Source organism: Photorhabdus laumondii subsp. laumondii, assembly GCF_003343245.1.
Taxonomy (GTDB): Bacteria; Pseudomonadota; Gammaproteobacteria; order Enterobacterales; family Enterobacteriaceae; genus Photorhabdus; species Photorhabdus laumondii.
The window spans coordinates 229,715-251,733 of sequence record NZ_CP024901.1; the positions used below are offsets into that span (position 1 = coordinate 229,715).

Below are 22,019 nucleotides of genomic sequence, written 5' to 3' on the forward strand. Positions count from 1 at the left end.
ATCTCCGGAGCTGCCATTCCAAATAACCCCAACTGTAGTTGGGGTTATATATGGAGACTATATTACAATGATATATAATATTTTTTTATATTGGAAATTATTTCTTTAACTTCATCTTTATAAATTTTTGTTTCATAGAAATCAGGTTTAGGAATATCTTCCCAGTAACCACAACCATTATTATCATATCTTAAGATACGTCGTTTTGCTCCGATGATTCTAACAATATCATCGTAAGATACAGCAAATACAGAACTACCAAAATCATCAATATTCTCTGTTGAAGCTTTATAAATATATGACGATTCAAAATCTTCTGGCACATCTAGGTTACTATCTACCAGATTAGGAGATATCATACCTAACATCGTGTTAAATGCTTCTTTAATTTCTTTATCAAATAGCTCTTTATTTTCAGGAAAAGAAACTAATGCATTTTTTTCATCTAAAGAAAAAACATCCACATTTAATGTTGCGGTAGTTAGTTCATCAGGGAACATTTTCCCATTAATATAAAAATGGAATAACCCATTTTTAAATGAACTATCACTCCAATAGGGAATATATTCTACTAATATCGCAAAACGATATGGATCACCAAAAATCATAATTTCTATCTCCATTTACCAGGTAAACCAAAATTTTTCTTTACATCATTAGGAATTTCTTGTCTGTCTAATGGATTTTTTTGATCTCCAGTACTACCAGACCAATGCCATGTACCATCATTACTGTAAGAAAAGCGATGAACATTTTTTTCAGAATCAATGGAATATCTTTGCTTTTCTTTAGAAGCAGAAGAAATAGAATGACTAAATAAATCCACCGAGCCCTTAGGTTCAATTCCTGCATTGGGTCGATTACCTTGCTGACCAAGAGTGTGTTTAGGGTTTGATTTGTAAGTTAGCCCATTAGAAGCGACTATTGGCTCCAGTACTGGTATTGCGCTTCCTCTGTGTTTCCCAACAATCGAAGCAACCGAAGCTTTACCGCCGATGGCACCACCAATACCGGCAGATTCTACCGCCTCTTTGGCTATCAGTGCACCTTTTTCCCAAGCTGGCAACGAGTTATACAACAGCCCTAAATCGTTCTGGTTTTCTGTCGTCACAAACTGACTGATACGATGGGAATCTTCTTCTGATAAGCCAAACATCCATCTCAGACCACTGATGGCATCCGCTGTTTTTATTCCTCCTTCCATTTCAGCCTGATAGGTCAGTGTGCATAACCCACCGTTCCCGGCACAGTGAGACAACATTTCTGCCCGTTGTGTAGCGCTCAGTTTGTTGTATTTGTTCCAGATTGCTTCGGTAGGCGTTCCTTGCTTATTGGCTTCCTGGAGTTCTCTGACCAGATTGTAGGCATTCATGGAGTTCAGGTGGTTAAAGAGAATAACAATTTCCCCGGCATTAGCTCCACTGTTAGCCCCTTTGGCGCTGTTGGTCGCAATGGCCCCTGCGACGCTGCCAATGATTTTGCCACCTGCCTGAATTTTCATTGGATCATTGAATGTTTTATCCAATGTTATCGCGGCCAGTTCTGCGGCTAATGCTCCAGCCGCCGCCCCTTTGGCATCACCGCCGCCAATTTCCGCAGCAAGAGCAGAAACCGCCGCATGGCTGATAGCTTTTCCGGGTAAATCTAACACCTGACCGTTAGCCCCAATCAACCCGGCACCTTCGGCGTTAATCTGGCTGCCAATATTGGCAAGTAATGCGGTAGTAAAATTGTCCTTAAAACTACCGCCATTGATGGCTGTACCAAGGCTGGAACTGATAATGGATTGACCCGCTACCCGTTGAGCCACTTTGCTCCAGTCGCCATGGCTCAGTTTAGGTAATGTCGCTTTTGCCGGGTCAATTTGAGCGCCATTGGCGGCTTTATCCCATCCCATGACGTTATCAAAACCCGCCAGTGCGCCACCAAGCGCCATTGAGGTAACGGTTGATTTAACGGTATCGCTGCTACCCAACACTTTTAGTGCTTTGGATAGATCACCCTGATTATCCACAATAGCAACCGCCGCCTGTGCCGTCAGTGATGACATTCCTGCGGTTAATGCCCCACCCGCAACGCTATTACCCGCATAAGATGCGACAGATGCCGCCAGAGAACTGCCTGCGGTTGCTGCCGCTGCCGCAATCGCAATCACCGCAGAAACCACCGGGTTTAAATGCTGGCTTTTGTGATCCCAACTGTCATAAGCATCCTTCACCACATTCCACTGGGTATCTTTATTTTCGTTGAGTCCTTTCAGCCAGGCGGTCTCCGGTGTATTCCCCAATACAGTCAGGACATTTTGTAATGACTGACCATTTTTCGCTTTGATATCCGCGCTGACACCTTTAGCCGCTTCTACGGTCAGTTTTCCGCCAATATGAATAGAGGGAAGAACCCACTTATCTTCGGTATAACCTTTATCCCTTTGCTTAATATAAAAGCCTTTGGAATAGGTAATAGTCTGTTCAAAAGCGGTATTTTTTACCGCTTTAAAATTGACTTTACCGTGAGTGCTGGTCAATTTGGCGTTTTTATTAGTGGCAATTTGACTGGCTTCGTAAGTGCTGTCATCCCGACTTAACAGATTAATATCACCACCCGCGGTAAATTCAGTGACTTTATTAGTGACATCATGACGGGTACGTTTAGCGGTTTTCTTCCTGCCATACCAATTACGACTTGTCTCTGTGTTCTCATAATGGTTAGATTCTTCCATCGCCTGAGCGTACAGATAGCCACCTTTCGCCGCGATATCCATTGCCCCTTTGGCCGCCAGTTTAGTGGCCTGAAAAAGAATACTGCCGTTTGAAAGCACGGTTAGCACACCACCACTGGTTAATTCAGTACTTTGTTGAGTATAGGTTTCTGTGATGCTGTTATCTTTGAAATAATCAGCGCGATCTTTGTAGAAGTGATTCCGAGCCGATTCGAAACGTATATCACCACCAGAGGTAATCGTTATATCACCATCAGAAAGTAACTTTGAACCCACAGTGGTAATGGCTCCATTGGCAGCCATTGTCAGCTTTTTAGTACCACGGATTTGTGTGCCATAATTTCTGTCATCTTTATGTTCATCATAATGCTCAGGTCTGTCATCGTCATTGTAAGCAATAGCAGAGTAAAGCAGGGGCAGGAGTGTGATATTCCTTCCAGAGGACAATAATACGTTACCGTTTGCCTGTATCTGAACCGCCTTTCCGTTAATATCTGTACCGCTGATGACACTGATATTATTCCCTGCGGTTAATTGGCTGCTTAATTCTCCTGAACGTGATGAAGGGAATAATTTACTCAGTGAAGGAGATAATTCACGGGGAGCCAGATCAATACTTTTTGCAGAAGTTAAATTGATGTCTTTTTCTGCGGAGAAACGAATACTCTTAGCCGATAAATTTCCACCGGCATTAATCACAATAGAACTTTTTGCATCCAGCTTACCCACTTTAGATAACATGTTATTAAAAAGTTCTTGTTCTTTAATGAAAGAGATAATACTGCCAATTCGTTTATGTGATAATAGCACCGCATTGTTATTATCAATGGTGATATCATTATTTGCCGTTAAAGTAATATTATCACTTTTAGTTAAAAATATGTCCCGAAAAATAATATTCTTACCTGCGTTTAGCAATAAATCACCTGTTGCCTCAATGCGGCTGATTATTCTATTACCATCATGGTTGAAATATCCGACAGTCTCATTGCTTTGCAATTTCAAATCAGCATTACGGCTAATAACAGTAATGTTTTTTCCCTTGATTTTACTCTGCAATACATCAATATTATTAGCGGCGATCATGGATACATCACCACCCGAAATAACTTCCCCGGTGTTTAATGTAACAGCGTCAGTTGCTAAAATCGTGATGTTGTTATTAGCTTTGATAATATTATTGTTGTTGATTTTCCCTGAATTTAAGACAATATTTTTAGCAGATAACGCATCATAACCCCCTGCAACGGTGATTTGGGACATTTCATTGATGTCATAAGGGGGTGGTGTGCGAATATTAATATTATCTTTAAAATCAGCGACAAGATTACCGGCAGCAACAACACTGGCGGGTTCAATAATATTGCTTTCATCCTCCCATGTTTTAACGTTTCCTGATCTGTCAAAGTCTGTCCTGATATATACGTCGCCACGGGAAGACACACTACCTTCGGTTTCCTTCTCAGTATATACAATATAATTATTTAGCACGCCGGTTATTTTGCTTTCATTAATAAAATTAATTCCTGTTAAGAAAATATCTTTTCCGGCACTCATCTTACTGACAAAATTCAATAACTCATCACTGTTGATATAAATGCTCTTTCCAGATGCTATCACTCCAGGTTGCTTACTGTCAGAATTGATGGTTTCAGTTCTGGCGTGATTTATATGAATTCCCCCATCTGTAGTATTATCTCTACCAAAATCAACACGCCCAAACCATTTATCAGGAAGTGGAGTGATTAATGCAGCTTCATGAATAACCGGGTCTCCAAAATCACAGGTTTTCGTTTCATTAATAATCAGGTTTTTATCTGTTGAATCTGGTATTAACTCCTTGTTTTTAACAACAAAAACATCACGTGTATTATTAAGTTTTTGGGTCCTGACAACCAAATCCCCCTTTACCGTCTTTATCGTCGCAGATTTATTCTCAATCAGATGACCTTTATTCCCCTGAGCATCTTTCTGTATCCACATATTATTATTGGCTTGCAGAAGTGCTTTATCACCGTTATTTCGCACGGTATCGCCAAATATTCGAATATCCCGGCCAGCAGTCACGCTTCCTTTATTATCCAGCGTGGTATTTTCCAGAATAATATCCCGTCCCGCCTGCACGTTAATATTGGGCGCAATATGGGTTTCTTTGCCAATAACATTCAGGTCCGTTTTAGCCTTAATATTGCCCAGTTCAATTTTGCCATTGGCGTTTAAAGTAATATCACGCTGGTCACTGATTAAATTTTTCAGATTAACACCAACGCCCTCTTCAGTGGCAACCAGTCGGATTTTATTGGCATACATGCCACCTAATGCTTTGGTATCAACGGCTAATTGGGGTTTAGCGCCTTCACCAGCGACAGGTTTAACTGTGCCGTCTTTTAAACTGATTCGGTTAGCGCCTTGTGTCAGAGACAGGTTATTGGCCTGAATTTTTCCATTTAATTCCGTTGCCCGGCTGATAATATCGACATAATCCGTCGCCTTGCCATCTAACCCTTTACCGCCAATGGTGATTTGGCCTGTTTTAACTTCCAATGCTTCCAACGCACCCTGTTTATCAAATTGCGGTTTACCCGTGGTCAGTGTTGCACTCGAAGTATTAATAAAGCCACAGCCATCACAAGTAATGCCGTTGGGGTTGGCAATCATTACATTGGCTTTATTGCCGAAAATCTCCAATTGGCCTTGCAGGTTAGATTGTCCGCTGCCGGTCACTTCATTAATAATCAGTTCCGCCGCTTTTCCATGCAGATTAGGGTTAGCGTTAAGTTGCCCCGCCAGTTGTGATTGAGCCGCTTGCGTGGCGTTATTGAGTACAGCGCCTTGAGTATCGACATTGAACGCTTTATAGGTGTTGTGGGATATCCCCGCGTCATTCGGCGTGGCAATATTGACAACCGGAACGTTGCTTTGGTTTTGTACCTGCGTATGGTTATTGTCCGGTGTGATCCCCGCAGCAATCGCCGGGTGTAGCGGCTGAATTGCCGTCAGGTAAATTAAAAGATAACTCGTGCCTCTCGCCACCGAGTTGTTGCGTTTACTCATCGTACTATCCCTTTTGTTTAATTTAAGTGTTAAAAAGTCAGTGATACTGACCAATAAGCGACCCAGTGATCCGGTTTTAGGTGATCAGGGTGAATGAGGGGTTTCCCAATAGTGATGGTCTGGTTGAATCTAGGGTGAGTCAGTGATAAGCCCAGAGCCGTACCGGTGACATTGCCGCCCTCGATTTGTCCGGTTTTTTCCTGTAACCAGCCAGTATCCAGCGCTCCGGTTAAAGTGAGCTCGCTTGGGATAGGCAGTTCTGATATCCGCCAGTTCAGCTCGTTGCGCCAATATCCGCCGCGGTTGCCGGTGAGATATTGCTCTTTGAATCCCCGAACGGAATATTGTCCCCCCAGTGAGAGACGTTCGCTGGCGTAAAGGTTGTCTGGCGTGGTCTGGCCGTAAATCGATGAGAGGTAATAAACGGAGTCTGTGACAGGCATGAAATAGCTGGCGCTCAGACTGAGTTTGCGAAATTGACTACGCGGCGCATCGGAGAAACGCGGATCATCTTTGGTGGCACCAAATGTTTGTAAACCGTGGCTGACCATCGGGTTAAAGGTGACATAGCTCCCCGCCAGCACGGTGCTGTAATTAACGCCGAGGTTGATGGTGCTCAGTGTCGGGCTGCTGATGGATAATGTCTCTCCCGCCAGTAAATTGGTGGTTCGACGGCGTGTCAGCCCCATATCCAATGCCAGCTTCTGCTCTCCATCACGATATAACGTCCGGTTTACTGCCAGCCGGTGAGTCTGGCTGTCACCTGTGTAGCGATAGGTTTGTGAACATGCCGGGATATTCTGAAAAGAGTCATTCCATGCATATTGATAACTGAATAACCAGTAACCGTAAGGAACCGTCACATTGGCGGAGAGGCTACGGCTTTGATGGCTATTGCGGAAGTCACTGTTGCGGCTGGCAGATAATGACCACTGGTCAGCAAGGTGTAATGGATTATCCAAATTTATGCTGGCATTGATTTGCTCGGTGCCGGTACTTTTTTGACCACTATTATCAGCCCCCAAACTGGCACTAACGGGTAAGCGAATCGACGTTCGTTTTAAGATAACCGTGGAATAACCCGGTTGTTTGCCCGGCTGAATATCAATGGTCATTTGTTGGGAAGGCAGGCGGTTCAAACGTTCCATGCCTTGTTCAATATCTCGCAGGTTAAGCGTTTTACCCACTATGCTCGGAAAAACCATTTTCAACGAGAGAGGTGTTTCTCCGTCCAGACTGACGGATTCAACTTTGCCTTCATTGACCGTAATAATGAGAATACCGGAGGATAAATCCTGTGCGTTGAGTCCGGCCCGGGAAGTGACATAACCCCGTTCAATATAGGCATTAGTGGTTTGTCGTACCAATGTATTAATGTCCTGCAAAGATAAGCAGTGGGATAAATAAGGGTGTATTAAGTGCTGTTTGATCGGTAGAGGCAGGCTTTTGGCACCGTCAAATTCAATCCGGTGAATGGTGTGGCAGATAGATTCTGCTGTACCCGGCGCTACATCAGGGGATGGAGATAAGGTGATGTTGTTGCGCAGCGTTTCCCGTTGCTGCTCGGCTTGTTGCAACAATGCTTTTTGTTGTTGCGTGATGGTTTCTTGATCCGCAGGGCTGATCGATGTTGAAGCATAGACCAGTTCGGAGATTGTCAGCAGGATAAGCCCTGTCAGGCGTCGGTGATAAAGAAAACGGCTTCCCATAAATAATCTTGATAGTTTAATAATAACATTAATAAACTATTCTAATGAGGGATTATTTTCTTGTCTGAATGAATAGTATGAAATGTGATCGAGATCGGTTATTTAATCCTGCTAATGGGGAATCTGATATATTAAACTCCGCAAAGTGGTGATAGGGATGGAGATATTATCTCCTTACTCCAACCCGGGTTCTTTTAACTTCTGTGTAATAGTATTGCGTTCCCAACCAAGCAATCGTGCAGTATCTGCGCGAGTATTATCTGACAGCTGCGCTACGTAATGGAAATGTACAAGTCATCATGCAGGATGATGCTAAGTTAGCCGGTCTATTGGCTAATAGCGTATGAAATGTTGAAAGCCGGTTAAATCGGCTTTCAACTTGCAGAGAAAGCTATTGATATTTCTCCGGTGACACAAAACCTACACAAACCAATATTGGCTTAGTTTCAGGTTCAGGCTGGAAAAGGAATTCCTCCGTGCTACTTATTCTTAATTTTGGCCAGTATTGCAGAACGCTGTGAAAATCTTCCTGTTCACAAGTTTTACCTTTTTCGCCTACCAAAATAGCACCGCTACGTACAATATCGCTTGCTTTAACATGGCGGTTGTAGATATTGGGTGCCTGCTTTCCCGGTATCCAAGGTTGGATAGTCTCTGGCTGACTTGGCGCGTAGACAGTCAGCCACTGATGTAAGTATTCGCCCCCGACATAATGGAGCGGTGTCGAATAGTGTTGATGCCAGCGTTGTTCCAGTTGCCAAGAAAAGTCTTTAATACCTTCGAATTTATGGCCGGCACCGCGAACATTGGCTGCCATAATCAGTACATATCCCATCAAAATCAATACCGCAACGACAATCAACCCTCTCAAAGTGCTGCGTAATGATTTTTGTGGAAATCGGGTAATAGAACCGACCAACAGCGCTGATGAAACAGACATAAAGGGGTGCAGCCATTCTGTCATTCTTCCGCCTTGATTGAATGAGAACCAGCAGTAGATAATCAGTAATGGCAACAAGATGATAATGTTTACCAATCGGTTCGGTTGCTCTTTCGGCCAGCTAATACGGCCGCCAAGCTGATAAATAATAATGCCAACGATAATCAGTGGATAAAATACTGATAATAACGATCGGGTGGTCTGTAAATTAAACCCGCTATCTATTTGTGAATTTACCCATTTGAAGGCGGCAAAATCATTATTCCACAGCCACCAGAAGTTAGGCAGGACCAGCACAAACCAGATAACCAGTGCGAGATAAAGCGCGGGTTGGCGGTAACATTGGCGAATTTTAGGTACAAACAGGGTCAATAGAAAAACTGAACCAACCAATGCCAATGTGGAATATTTTCCCATTGTTGCCAGCCCGGAACTAAGGGCAAACGCCAACCACCAATGTGGATTGTCATATACGGCTCGTAGAAAGAACAACATAATCCACGGCCAGAGCATAATTAGCAGATAATTATCGTTATATGGGATAATATCGAAGTTAATAATACCAGACAGATTCAATGTCAGCATGGCGAGCCATGCCAGCTCTTTTTTTCCTGTCAGTCGAAATGCCAGATGCCATACACCGAGCATGCTAATCGCGATAGCAATAAAGTGAATGAAATACCAGTAAAAACTCAATGAAACACCGCTTATATGGATAGCAGGCAGCATCATTACACCCACTAACCACGGATTTTTAGGTGAACCCCATTCGCCGTTTTTTCCCCAGTTCAATGCTTCGACGGCATCATAAGGGACGGTTGGGTCGAATGAATAACTCACTATCATCCATAACAAAGCATAACCAACTACCCACAAGTAAACGGATTTATAGCAAGAAGTATCAAAAATAGGCATATCGATTTATCATTTATTGAAAGCTAAGAGTAATAGAATATTTGTTGATGGTTAAACCATGCATGAATGATAAGAGATTTTTGGCTATTTTTTTTAAAAGATAAAGAGTTATTCACGGCGCTTTTCTATACGTGCAGTTTCTGCTAGATTCCGGCGCAGCAATACCCTGATAAACCAAACTGAGTAACAGGCTATGAACCCGTTAAAGAAAAAAGCACCAGCCAAAGTATCCGCTAGTAAACAGAAAAGAAAAAACCGCGAAGAATTGAATGCGGAAGGGCGTGCACGTAAGCGTGAGAAAAAACATCGTGGCAATCCGCCCGGTAACCGCAATCAGGAACAGAGCGGTGATAAACATCCGTCAGGCAAACAGCAACGTGATCCACGTCTTGGTAGTAAAGTGCCTGTTCCGCTGATCGTCGGGGAACAACCGACAAAACCTGTCGTTGCTAATAAAGTCGAGACAAAACCACGTCTGTCGCCACAGGAAGAGTTAGCAATGTTGGAAAACGACGATCGTCTGGATGCATTGTTAGAGCGTCTGGAAAATGGCGAAAGTCTGTCTAAAGAAGAGCATGCTTATGTTGACACTACGCTGGATCGGATTGACGCTCTGATGGAAGAGTTAGGTATTAAACTGGATGAGGAAGAGCGTGAAGAAGAGAAGCAGGATGACATTATGCAACTGCTGAAAGGTAACTAATTTAATCTCTCATGATCAGAGGCGGGTTGATCCTAATAACCATACTAATAGTATGTTATTTGTTATGGTTATTGGGTAAACTGTGGCGATTATCGCGGCGTAAAACCCGGCTGCGCGGAGCCACCATAGCGCAACATATTAAGCATATGAAAGTGTTACGTTTTGATGGGCAAAAACATCGGAAGGAATGAGCATGTCTGAGCAAGCCATCGTTTGGGATCTGCCTTTGATCCAGAAATACAATTATTCCGGCCCTCGTTATACTTCGTATCCGACGGCATTGGAATTCAATCAACAGTATGATAATGCAGCATTTATCCAGGCTGCTGCCCGTTACCCTGAACGACCGCTTTCTCTCTACCTCCATATTCCGTTTTGCCATAAGCTCTGTTATTTCTGTGGTTGTAATAAATTGGTCACTCGTCGAAAGCATAAGGCGGATGAATATTTGCAATGGCTTGAACGGGAAATTCGTGGCCGGGCAAAGTTGTTTTCTGGTCGTAAAGTGAGTCAGATGCATTGGGGCGGTGGTACGCCAACTTATCTTAATAAAAACCAAATCAGTAAATTGATGGGATTGTTGCGTCACCATTTTGATTTTCTGCCAGATGCTGAAATTTCTATTGAAATTGACCCACGTGAAATTGAACTGGATATGATTGATCACCTGCGTAGTGAAGGTTTTAACCGTCTGAGCATGGGCGTGCAGGATTTCAATAAAGAAGTACAGCATTTGGTGAACCGTGAACAGGATGAAGAGTTTATCTTTGCTTTGGTAGCTCGTGCCCGCGAAACGGGTTTTAATTCCACCAGTATTGATCTGATTTATGGCTTGCCGAAACAGACACCAGAAAGTTTTGCTTTCACTCTGGAACGAGTATTAGCGTTATCACCGGATAGAATGAGTGTTTTCAATTATGCTCATTTGCCGAGTTTATTTGCTGCTCAACGTAAAATTAAGGAACATGATTTACCGAGTGCTGAACAAAAGCTGGATATATTGCAAGAAACAATCGCAACGCTGACAAGTAATGGCTATCAATTTATCGGCATGGACCATTTTGCTCGCCCGGATGACGAACTGGCGGTGGCTCAGCGGGAAGGGAAATTACATCGCAATTTTCAGGGTTATACCACTCAGGAAGAGTGTGACCTGCTAGGCTTGGGAGTTTCTGCTATCAGTATGTTGGGCGATAGCTATTCTCAAAATCAAAAAGAGTTAAAAACCTATTATGCGGAATTAGAAAAACAGGAGCATGCTTTATGGCGTGGTTTAACGCTGTCCCAAGATGATTGTATTCGTCGTGATGTTATTAAAGCGCTAATCTGTAATTTTCGTCTAAATTTTATCGATATTGAGCAGCAATATGAGCTGAGTTTTACCCGCTATTTCGCCGAAGATTTGCAATTATTAACGCCACTGGTTGACGATGGACTGGTTGAAGTGAATGAGAAACAGATCTGGGTAACGCCGCGAGGCCGGTTACTGATTCGTAATATCTGTATGTGTTTTGATATTTATTTGCGCCAACAGGTTCGCCAGCATCAGTTTTCAAGGGTGATTTGATTGTTCAGAGCATGGTTTTTAAATAAAAAGGTTTTAACCTCGTTAAAGTCTTTTTATTTTACATTTGAATATCCGGTTTTACGGTTTTCATTTAACCTCATTTACCTAATATCTGTTTAAATAAAATGGCAATTACACAATTTAAATTACAGTCTCAAAGAAAAAAACGTTATTTTCAACGAGGTTTGTCAGCGGTCTGAGCTAAGCGTATATGCTTAGCTTTTTTTTCTTTCACTTAAATATGTAAGAACAAGAAATAGAACGACAATTACAATACTTCCTATTAAAGATGCAATCCACCATTCATCGGGGAAGAAATACACTGATACAATCCCACATATAAAAATGGCTATAACGGGCATATTTGACCACAATAATTCTTTAATAAATACATAAAAAAGATTTTTGAACCACCTTTTGCTAAATATTTTATTTTTCATATATAAATTCAATCATCCATCATATGTGCAAGTACGCGAGCAACTTCTTCTTCGCTGACCTGCTGATTCCTAAAAGTCTGATGTATTATATTTCAGGCTTTTGGTGAGTACGCAATAAACCAAGACAACAATAACCGGCCAAATAAGAATAAGGATTGAAGTCCACAATGACCAATGCCATACATTTACCACCAAAACTAAGCTACATATAAAAATAGCAATAATAAGAGGCAAAAACTTAACAAGTAGACAAAAAACGTAAAGAGATGCGATAACAGCGGCCACTTTGGCTGGAATCTTCCACAATCCAAAGTAATCATGGAAAATATAAAAATTGATCGATAACACTTGTATCATACCAACGAAAAGAGAATAAAACAGAATAATCGCCACAATAATCCGGCACCACTTCATCATCTTAAACCAACCTTTTAATTACTAGTTTGAATATAAATCACAACAGAGATTGTGATTTTTTTAAATTAAGTTCTTGCTCACTTGGTAAGGTAATAACGGTAGCTTGAAATATTGCGTATTTTTTCGAGTTTCAGGCTGCTTGCCAGAATACGCTTGCATTGACGCAATATGTTGTCATATGGCCGAGCCTTACAACCTCAATCCAGCGATCTTCTTTGAGTATTTTTACTGCGCGTTACAGACGCTCAAGATACCTCCATATTCGGTCAGAGTTAAATCGCTACATGTTCCTGCGTTGGTTGTGTGTCCTACATTCTCAATTAGGTATATCAGGATTTCTGAGGTTACTGAGTTTCTCCTTATCAAGAAGCGCTATTCTTTTAGATACGCTCTGTTCACTTGGACAAAATTGTCGTTTTCAATTGGAGGGTGATAGATACTGCTCAATCTTGCCTTTTGTCGATTCTATTATCTCGATTGATCGTAAATTAATCACGTTTGATACTGGTTTTATCAGATAAAATACAGCCAGTCAATCAGTTATGACGATCCCTAACTTGCCGAATTGTTGACACGGCATTCTGTATTGGTCAGCCTTATCTGGTTAAATTTTTTAAAATCGGATTATACGGTTGATGCTATTATTGTTCAGGTTCATAATTGGGAAAATTTTTACACCGGTTTATAAGGTGGTACGTAATGGGCCAAGAGGCATACGAAGCTATTCAGGAAAAGCGCCTAAAGCCTTGGAAAGGTGAAGAGGAAGTTCGATACATTTGGATGAAGGCGATAGAAGATGCTACTGGATTTCATTTGAATGCTAAGCGCGGGCGTAAAGACTCAAGCCATAATCACGTAATCATTGAATTCAAAGCGCCGGGTTTGTTTCGTGGCAAGAAGGAGAGCGCTGGCTTCAAAAATGCCATAGAAGAACGACTTCTGCCATATATACAGTGTGAGTCAACGAAAACAGGAATTCCCGAATCTGATTTCATTGGAATAGCTATTGACGGTGAGCACATTTGTTTTGCTCAGGTCCATGGTGATCAGATTCATACTCAACACTTGATTCCCTTTTCAACCTATGCGGTCGATTTGGTGATTGACGCTTTTGTCTCCGATACGCGAAAAGCCTTAACAACTGAGAACCTATTAGCCGATTTTGGACATGGGTCAGCAAATGCCCGTGAATTTATGCAAGCTATGTCTGATGGTTTGCTTTACTACTTAAAACAGCAAGGCAACAACAAAGTTAAAATGCTTTTTGAGGAGTGGAGAACTTTGTACGGCCAAGTTGCTGATATGTCGATTTCACAAACAGAGGCTATTAACAAAGAGATTGCATTTATCTGGAATGGTTGGCCGGAAGATTCTACATCCGCACGGCTATTTGTCATTCATACTTACAATTCGATTCTCATCAAACTGTTAGCTGCCGAGATTGTATCAGCACACGGATTAACATCATCGACTCAACCTGCTCAGAGTATGTCGGCGCAAAAAGATGATGATGAGCTGGTTAATTATTTGGACTACTCTGTCGAGAAATCGGCCATTTTCAGGGAAGCGGGCATTAACGGTTTTGTCGAAGAGGCTATTTTTAGCTGGTATATTGGCCTTGCTAGAAACAAGGTTGTTCCGGCGTTACTACCTTCCTTGAGGCGGTTGCTTTCGGTTCTATCGTTATATCGGCTTGATCATTTATCTAGGACAAGGGATGTTTTGCGAGATCTATACCAAGGTCTTGTTCCTGGCAAACTCCGGCAGAGCCTTGGTGAATTCTACACCCCAGATTGGTTAGTTGATTTTACGCTTCAGAGAGCTGCTGACGACACATTATTGGAGCAGCGTGTGTTAGATCCTACCTGTGGATCTGGGGCATTCTTACTGGCGGTGATCCGTAAAAAGCGTGAGCTGGCGGCAATACAAGGATGGAGTGTGTCTAAGGTCATCAAAAACCTATGTGATAGTGTATGGGGTTTTGATTTGAACCCGCTTGCTGTTCAGACTGCTCGTGTAAATTTCCTGATGGAAATTGCAGACCTTCTCGCTGCATGCCCAGGAATGGATATTGAGGTTCCTGTACTAATGGCTGATGCCATTTATTCACCTGCGGAGATCCCCTCTGGAAAAAATAGAGTTGTTGAATACAACATCGGAAGTCAGGTAGCCAAACTGAATATTCACTTGCCTGTTGAGTTAGCCTTAAACAGGGAACGTCTCGATTTTGTTTTTGAACGAATGGGCAAAGACGTTGTGCAGGGATTAGAGTTTGATAAATCCAGTCAAAAACTGATAGCAGCAAGTATAGTCACCCAAGAAGAGTTATTAAACTGGTACAAGCCACTCCGACACACCTATGATCAAGTGTTAAATCTACACAGAAAGCAATGGAACGGTATTTGGTTCCGGATTGTCAGGAACTTCTTCTGGTCAGCGGCAGCAGGTAAATTTGATTTAGTTATTGGCAATCCTCCTTGGGTTAGATGGTCAAAGCTACCTGACCTTTATCGTGAACGTGTTAAACCAACGTGTGAAGACTATGGTATTTTTTCTAAGACCAAGCGTCATGGTGGGAATGAACTTGATATATCTGCCATGATAACCTACACAGTCTCCGACAAATGGCTGGATATAGGTGGCAAACTAGCGTTTGTCATCACTGGCACACTTTTTAAGAACCCATCGTCAGCAGGTTTTAGAACATTTAAATTAGATTCACAGCGAGAGGATTCTCTTTATCTTCAACCATTGTCTGTTGATGACATGAAGGAATTGAAACCATTTGAAGATGCAAGCAATCACACGTCTGTTGCTCTGTTTCGAAAATCCATCGTCTCTGTACAATACCCCGTGGCTTACAAGGTATGGTCAGCTAATCCTGGTCACAGGAAAGCTATTAGGCCCTGCACACCTCTTGATGACGTGCTGAAAGCTATTTCTCATACGACAAAAGAAGCATTTCCGGTTGGTGATGAAGGTTCTCCGTGGGCAATTCTTGCTCCTGGGCGCTTCAACGCGATTAAATATCTATCATCACCGTGTAAATGGACTAAAGGACGGAAAGGGATCACCACGGATCTTAACGGAGTTTATTTTGTTCCAATCTTGCAAAACAACGGCGCTCTCGTTCAGATTCAAAGCCGCCCGGAGGCTGGACGGAAAGACATTGGGCCACAGAAAACTCAGTGGGTAGAGCCCAATATGCTTTATCCTTTAATTAAGGGAGCGAGTGATTTTGATGAATGTTACTTGAAACTTGATGCTCCAGATTACGATGATGTTGAACAAAGACTGTTTACGTTCGTACCAAACACAGGTATTTCAAATGCAGAGTACGAGAGTGCGGATGTACAGTTGAATTCCCCTAAGATGAAAAAAACCTTAGCATGGTTTAAAGGGTTCGAGAGACTGTTACTGGAGCGTTCTACCTATCGTCGCCAAATGAAAGGCGCTCCTTACCATGCTGTTTATAATGTTGGCGATTACACCTTCAAACCATGGAAAGTGATATGGCCAGAAATGTCCTCATCGTTTTATGCAGCGGTTGCAAGCTTTCAGAATGTACCTGTTGTTGGTGAACGTGTTTATATTCCAGATCACAAAGTATACTTTGCGTCCTTTGATAACAAAGAAACAGCATATTATTTGTGCGGATTATTGAATTCATTAACTGTTCAGGAATGGATTAACAGCCACAATGTATCCATTCAAGTTGCGGATGTATTCAAACATCTATCATTACCTAATTTTGATATTACTAACACGATGCATACTAACCTTGCAGAGCTTGTTGAAGAGGCTCATCAGTGTCACGACAAAACAGAACGCCAGAAAATTATCAAGCGAATAAAATCGGTCGCGGAGGATGTTTTGATCACCTGGAGTGTAACGCTCGTAGAATAACTGACAAAGATAAGTTGGCTATTATGGCAAACATCCTTAACTGGCCTGATTATATCGTCCTGTCTGTCTCCGAACTGGAGCATGATTACCGGGTACATGTAGGGACGGCCAACCCACCTACTCACTGCATCCACTGCAAGCATCCTGAAATCGTTGGCTTTGGCCGTCGTGATGAGGTGATCATGGATACTCCTGTCAATGGCAAGCGGACAGGGATTATACTGAATCGCCGCCGCTACCGTTGTCAAATATGTTGTAAGACGTTTATGGAACCAGTACCACACAAGGATGGTAAGCGGCAAATGACTCACCGTTTGATCCAATACATTGAGCGTGAGAGTCTACGGCGCACCTTTTCCAGCGTAGCAGAGGACGTAGGTGTGGACGAAAAGACGGTTCGTAATATATTTCACGACTCCTGCGAGAGACTGGAAAAGACCTTTAATTTTGAAATGCCTAAATGGCTGGGTATTGATGAAATCCATATCATAAAACCCCGGTGTGTTATCGCCAATATCGAGCTGCAAACCATTGTTGATATGCTTGATAACAATAACAAAGCCACTGTTATGCGCTACCTAACTAAACGAAAAGATCGCTATCAGGTGCGCTATGTCGCTATGAATATGTGGCGACCATACAGAGAAGCAGTGGCTACTATGATCCCTGACGCTACGGTTATCATAGATAAGTTTCATGTTGTCCGTATGGCGAATGAGTCACTAGAAAGAGCACTAAAGGCCATCAGAAGCGGCTTGACAGCTCAGCAGCGTCGAAGACTGATGAAAAATCACTTTGTGTTGCTGAAACGTCGCCATGAGCAGACAGATGCTGAATATATGCGATTCTCTGACTGGATACTCAACTATCCCGACTTGGGTTATGCTTACGAGTTGAAAGAGTCATTTTTCGGCATATGGGACTGCAAAAATAGGTACGAGGCACAGCAAGCCTACTATGTTTGGCTTAGACAGATAACACCTGAAATGAAGGTGTATTTTGACCCACTCGTTAAAGCTATAGATAACTGGCATGATGATGTTTTTGCTTACTTCGACCACCCGATCACTAATGCTTATATAGAGAATCTGAACAATTTGATTAGAGTGGTGAACCATGTTGGTCGTGGTTACAGTTTTGAAGCATTGCGAGCTGAAATACTGTTTACTAAGGGCTTTCAGCAGAGCAAGAACCCCCACTATCAACATCAACGGATTCCTGAGCAGGCATGCGGACCAGAGTCGGAAACGTCAATAAATTACGGTGTAGATATATCAGCACTGGTAAGAGAGATAGAAATGGGGCGATTATAGCCCTGTTTCAACCATAAAATTGGGGTATCCATAAATAGGCAATAGCCTGATTTGCGAATATATCCTTACTCCAACCCGAGTTCTTTTAACTTCCGTGTAATCGTATTGCGTCCCCAACCTAGCAATCGTGCAGCCTCTTGTTTATGGCCTTTGGTATGCTTCAGTGCACAATCAAGTAAGGTACGCTCCAATAACGGTAATGCTTCCGATAACAGATCCTGCTGACCATGTTCCAATGCAGTTGTTGCCCACTGGGCAAGTAGCTGCGACCAATTTTTCGGTATTGTATTTGTAGGTGTTGTATTTGCGGGTACGGTATTTATAGATACTGTATTTACAGATGTTGTCATACCGCTTTCGGTATTATGATGAGTTTCAAATAATTCAGATGGCAAATCTTGCACTAATACTTCCTGGCTTGCCGCCATGACCGTCAGCCAGCGGCAGATATTTTCCAACTGGCGAACATTGCCCGGCCAAGGTAAACGCATTAAGGCTATTTCTGCGTCAGGATGGAGAATCTTTGTTTCTACGCCCAATTCTTTTGCGGTCTGTTGTAGGAAATGGCGGGTCAGGCGAGGGATATCCTCTACTCTGTCACGTAAGGGCGGTAATTGCATACGAATAACATTGAGGCGGTGATAGAGATCTTCACGGAATTTGCCTTTCTGTACCAAGCGCTCTAGATCCTGATGGGTTGCCGCGATAATTCTCACATCCACTTTTACGGGAGCATACCCGCCAACTCGGTAGAACTGACCTTCCGCCAATACCCGTAACAGACGGGTCTGAATGTCCAGAGGCATATCACCAATTTCATCCAGAAACAGTGAGCCACGATTAGCCTGTTCAAACCGCCCATGACGTACTTGATTAGCGCCAGTGAAAGCCCCTTTTTCATGACCAAACAACTCTGACTCAATTAAATCTTTAGGGATAGCTGCCATGTTAAGGGCAATAAATGGCTCATTGGCCCGAGGGCTGTGACGGTGCAGCGCATGAGCCACCAGCTCTTTTCCGGTACCGGATTCGCCATTAATTAGGACGCTGATAGAGGAACGGGAGAGGCGGCCGATAATGCGGTAAACGTCCTGCATGGCAGGCGCTTCTCCTATCATGTCAGAAACGGGTGTGACAACCTGTGGACTTTTAATTGATTGATTCTGATCGCGGGAGTGACTAAGCGCTCGTTCCAGCAATGCGACGGCTTCATCAATATCAAAGGGTTTTGGTAAGTAATCAAAAGCGCCTTGTTGGTAAGCATTGACCGCAGCATCCAGATCAGAATGGGCGGTCATAATGATGACTGGCAGCAACGGGTTGCTCTGTTTGATATTATTCAGTAGGTTTAGCCCATTCATTCCCGGCATACGGATATCCGAAATCAGTACATCAGGTGTGTTTTGGGCCAGCGCGGTCAGGGCGCTATCCGCGTCGGCAAAACTGGTACATTCCATCCCCGCGTTACTTAACGCCCGTTCCAGTACCCAGCGGATTGAACTGTCATCATCGACGATCCAAATTTTTCCCTGTTGCATCGTTATCCTCTATTTCTTAATGGGTAAGTAGATAGAAAATGCTGTGTGCCCCGGCCAACTGGTAAATTCTATTTTGCCGGAGTGTTGGTCTATTAAATTACGAGCAATGGATAGACCAAGACCTGTTCCGCCTTCATGCGCACTGACCATTGGGTAAAACAAGGTATCCTGAATTTGTGGCGGGATACCTGGCCCGTTATCTTCCACGTCAATTCTGGCCGCCAGACGATAGCGCTTACCATGCAAGGTAATCTGAAAAGCAGTACGAGTGCGGAGGGTAATGGTTCCCCCCTGTTTTCCTAGCGCTTGCAAGGCATTACGGGTGATATTTAGTAGTACCTGTTCAATTTGATCAGGATAGTGGGCCAGTTCTGGCAAACTGGGATCATAATCTTTTACCAGTGTGACGTTATCCGGCATTTCCAGCGAGACTAACTGGGAAACTCGTTCAGCAACATAATGAATGCTTTGCTTAATTCGTTCACCCGGATGTTGTGGGCCAAGCAATCTGTCTACCAGATGGCGCAATCGGTCGGCTTGTTCAATAATCACCTGGGTGTATTCCTGCAAAGCAGGATCAGGCAGTGCTTTTGACAGCAATTGCGCGGCTCCTCTCAACCCACCAAGGGGGTTTTTGATTTCATGTGCCAGCCCCCGAACCAATTCCCGTGCGGCTGTCTGCTGAGCTTGTTGTACCTGCTCTTGGCTTAACCGGCGTTGACTATCCATAGGTGCCAGTTCCAGCAAGATGAACTGCTCGGAAATCGGTTGGGCACTGAGCGACATAATGTGAAAGCGGTTCTCAACCACTAATGTTACTTCGTTATCAGTAAAACTCTGGCCGCTGACCAGACTAGAATGCATCAGTTCTGTATCCAGTGAAAAATAGCTGAACAGTACTGGAAGAGGTGTACCGAATAGTTTACGGGCACTCTGAGCGAATAATTGTAGTGCTGCATGGTTGGCATAGCGGATGACGAGATCAGTATCCAGTACCAGTACACTGTTAATGAGCGAATTTAATATTTGCCCGCTATCGGGCAGATTTTCCGTTTTCATCCACACTCCTGCACTTTTTTGGTGCACTGTATCATGTTCGAGCGTAAAACCCAGTCAAAGCCTGAAATTTGGATAGCAGGAAAAGGGCCCATCCGAAGATGGGCTAAAGGTTTCACGGCAACAAAAAATGATCAGCGGAAACGGTGCTGCTAATTACACACTGTAATAGAGTTCAAACTCCAGTGGATGTGGTGTCAGACGGACACGCTCTATTTCACTGTTTTTCAAGTCAATATAAGCATCAATGGCGTCATCGGTGAATACACCGCCACGAGTCAAGAATTCACGGTCGGCATCCAGTGCTGCCAGTGCTTCATCCAGAGAAGAGGCGACAGTTGGGATCTCTTTAGCTTCTTCCGGTGGTAGGTCATACAGGTTTTTATCCATCGCATCACCCGGATGGATTTTATTGATGATGCCGTCAAGGCCAGCCATCAATTGAGCGGCGAATGCCAGATAAGGGTTAGCCGCCGGATCAGGGAAACGTACTTCAATACGGCGAGCTTTGGTGCTGGCAACAACCGGAATACGGATAGATGCCGAACGGTTACGGGCAGAGTAGGCCAGCATCACCGGGGCTTCATAGCCCGGAACCAAACGTTTATAAGAGTTGGTTGTCGGGTTGGTAAACGCGTTCAGCGCACGAGCATGTTTGATAATACCGCCAATGTAGAATAGCGCCAGTTCAGATAGACCGCCGTATTTGTCACCAGCAAACAAGTTAGTACCGTTTTTAGACAGAGACATATGGCAGTGCATACCGGAACCATTATCACCAACCAGTGGTTTTGGCATAAAGGTTGCGGTTTTGCCAAAATTGTGCGCGACATTATGTACGACGTATTTGTAAATTTGGGTTTCGTCCGCTTTTTTGGTCATGGTGTTAAAGCGGGTGGCGATTTCATTTTGGCCTGCTGTTCCCACTTCATGATGGTGAGCCTCTACAACCAACCCCATCTCTTCCATCGTCAGGCACATCGCTGAACGTAAATCCTGCGAAGAATCAACAGGAGGCAGCGGAGCATAACCGCCTTTTACCGCAGGCCGATGGCCTTTGTTACCGCCTTCGTACTGCGTCCCGGAATTCCATGCAGCTTCGATATCATCGATGTGATAGTAAGAATGAGACATGGCACTGCTGAAGCGCACGTCATCAAACAGGAAAAACTCAGGCTCTGGTCCGCACAGGACAGTATCGGCAATGCCGCTTGAACGTAGGAAGTTTTCAGCACGCTTGGAGATGGAACGGGGATCACGGTCATAGCCTTGCATAGTGCCTGGTTCCAAAATGTCACAACGTAGAGTCAGTGTGGCATCGTCAAAGAAGGGATCAAGCATGGCTGTGCTTGGGTCTGGCATCAGTACCATGTCAGATTCGTTAATCCCTTTCCAACCGCTGATTGAAGATCCGTCAAACATTTTGCCATCTTCAAAGAAGTCTGCATTAACCTGATGAGCAGGAATGGTCATATGTTGTTCTTTGCCTTTGGTATCAGTGAAACGCAAATCAATAAACTTCACCTGATGCTCTTCAATCATGGTTAAAACATGTTCAACGGACATACTCGGTTTCTCCTGGTTTGTGTCGGTCTTGATAAAATTGTCGTGATTAAGACTAAAGAAAACACAATCACATCGTTTTACCTTAACAAGGTTATATTACACGTTTGCAAACTTATAGTTGTGAAAGTCAAATAGTTGTGAAAATCAATTCAATCACGAAAAGCTTTTGCGAAAAG

Annotated in this window: 12 protein-coding genes; 4 read left to right on the forward strand and 8 right to left on the reverse strand. The window is 43.3% G+C overall.

The features are described 5' to 3' along the window. Positions 1-62 precede the first annotated feature (62 nt). From PluTT01m_RS01150 to PluTT01m_RS01170, 5 genes are all read right to left on the reverse strand, one after another. Positions 63-608 (reverse strand): immunity 42 family protein, encoded by a 546-nt coding sequence (locus tag PluTT01m_RS01150; protein ID WP_011144624.1) that lies wholly within the window; start codon positions 606-608, stop codon positions 63-65. 5 nt (positions 609-613) lie between these two features. Then, positions 614-5,773: a DUF637 domain-containing protein gene (locus tag PluTT01m_RS01155; protein WP_011144625.1), complete on the reverse strand. Its 5,160-nt coding sequence runs from the start codon at positions 5,771-5,773 to the stop codon at positions 614-616. Between the two features lie 29 nt (positions 5,774-5,802). Then, the gene (locus PluTT01m_RS01160; protein ID WP_011144626.1) at positions 5,803-7,482 is read right to left on the reverse strand and encodes a ShlB/FhaC/HecB family hemolysin secretion/activation protein; all 1,680 of its coding nucleotides are present in this window, start codon (positions 7,480-7,482) and stop codon (positions 5,803-5,805) included. Positions 7,483-7,656: 174 nt separating this feature from the next. After that, positions 7,657-7,716: a hypothetical protein gene (locus PluTT01m_RS28155; RefSeq protein WP_369931602.1), complete on the reverse strand. Its 60-nt coding sequence runs from the start codon at positions 7,714-7,716 to the stop codon at positions 7,657-7,659. Positions 7,717-7,873: 157 nt separating this feature from the next. Beyond that, a complete protein-coding gene (locus tag PluTT01m_RS01170) occupies positions 7,874-9,337 on the reverse strand; it encodes an ArnT family glycosyltransferase (protein WP_011144627.1) in 1,464 nt (487 codons plus the stop codon). A 193-nt stretch (positions 9,338-9,530) separates the two neighbouring features. On the opposite strand from PluTT01m_RS01170, the gene yihI reads away from it, so the two are divergent. From yihI to PluTT01m_RS01205, 4 genes are all read left to right on the forward strand, one after another. Further along, on the forward strand, positions 9,531-10,040 hold the full coding sequence (gene yihI / locus PluTT01m_RS01175; RefSeq protein ID WP_011144628.1) for a Der GTPase-activating protein YihI: 510 nt from the start codon (positions 9,531-9,533) through the stop codon (positions 10,038-10,040). A gap of 193 nt (positions 10,041-10,233) precedes the next feature. Continuing rightward, positions 10,234-11,607: an oxygen-independent coproporphyrinogen III oxidase gene (hemN, locus tag PluTT01m_RS01185; protein WP_011144629.1), complete on the forward strand. Its 1,374-nt coding sequence runs from the start codon at positions 10,234-10,236 to the stop codon at positions 11,605-11,607. A gap of 1,556 nt (positions 11,608-13,163) precedes the next feature. Then, complete coding sequence (locus PluTT01m_RS01200; protein ID WP_011144632.1) at positions 13,164-16,370, forward strand: Eco57I restriction-modification methylase domain-containing protein; 3,207 nt, start codon at positions 13,164-13,166, stop codon at positions 16,368-16,370. Positions 16,371-16,393: 23 nt separating this feature from the next. Beyond that, positions 16,394-17,683, forward strand: coding sequence for an ISL3 family transposase (locus tag PluTT01m_RS01205; protein WP_011144633.1), 1,290 nt, complete (start codon positions 16,394-16,396; stop codon positions 17,681-17,683). A gap of 65 nt (positions 17,684-17,748) precedes the next feature. Here PluTT01m_RS01205 and glnG read toward each other — a convergent pair whose 3' ends face one another. The 3 genes from glnG to glnA all read right to left on the reverse strand — a co-directional run bounded on the left by glnG (position 17,749) and on the right by glnA (position 21,843). Then, the gene (gene glnG / locus PluTT01m_RS01210; RefSeq protein ID WP_011144634.1) at positions 17,749-19,221 is read right to left on the reverse strand and encodes a nitrogen regulation protein NR(I); all 1,473 of its coding nucleotides are present in this window, start codon (positions 19,219-19,221) and stop codon (positions 17,749-17,751) included. A gap of 9 nt (positions 19,222-19,230) precedes the next feature. Further along, complete coding sequence (gene glnL / locus PluTT01m_RS01215; RefSeq protein WP_011144635.1) at positions 19,231-20,280, reverse strand: nitrogen regulation protein NR(II); 1,050 nt, start codon at positions 20,278-20,280, stop codon at positions 19,231-19,233. Between the two features lie 153 nt (positions 20,281-20,433). Continuing rightward, complete coding sequence (glnA, locus tag PluTT01m_RS01220; RefSeq protein ID WP_011144636.1) at positions 20,434-21,843, reverse strand: glutamate--ammonia ligase; 1,410 nt, start codon at positions 21,841-21,843, stop codon at positions 20,434-20,436. Positions 21,844-22,019 lie beyond the last annotated feature (176 nt).